This is a genomic window from Trinickia sp. EG282A, assembly GCF_040965455.1.
GTDB lineage: Bacteria > Pseudomonadota > Gammaproteobacteria > Burkholderiales > Burkholderiaceae > Trinickia > Trinickia symbiotica.
The window spans coordinates 1-445 of record NZ_JBFRCC010000038.1 but is presented as its reverse complement, the minus strand read 5'-3'; the positions used below and the strand labels follow the sequence as shown (position 1 = coordinate 445).

1 protein-coding gene is annotated in these 445 nt (G+C 56.6%); it reads left to right on the top strand.

The features are described from left to right. Window positions 1-228 precede the first annotated feature (228 nt). On the top strand, window positions 229-445 hold a 217-nt coding region (locus tag AB4Y31_RS31800), incomplete at its 3' end, for an EAL domain-containing protein (RefSeq protein ID WP_368677426.1).

Sequence of the window (445 nt, the reverse complement as noted above, 5' to 3'; positions counted from 1 at the left end):
AAACGTTGCTGCGTTTTCGATTCATGCGCGGGTCGCGAACCATCGCCCCGGGGAATGAAGCGCGATGCGGTTCTTAAGCATATCGGATGGTTTTCGTGGCCCTGTGGTATGAAACGTGCATCGACAGTGGAAAGCCATTCCAATCCACTCACCGATAACAAGGCCTTCCCTACGATGGATGCTCGCCACTCTCCCACCGCCGATTCAGGCAATGACACGATCTGTTGCGTGACCACACACATGGCTCGCGATGCGCATGTGCCACGCGAGCTGAACAACTTCGAACGCCGTGTGAGCGAAGGCCTGCTGGCGAGTGAGTTTCCGCTCGCGTTTCAGGGTATTTACGATGTGAAGACGGGCAGACTCGCGCGCGTCGAAGCATTGATTCGCTGGATGCATCCGGACTACGGAATGTTGTTGCCCGATGCATTTCTGGTCGCGCTCG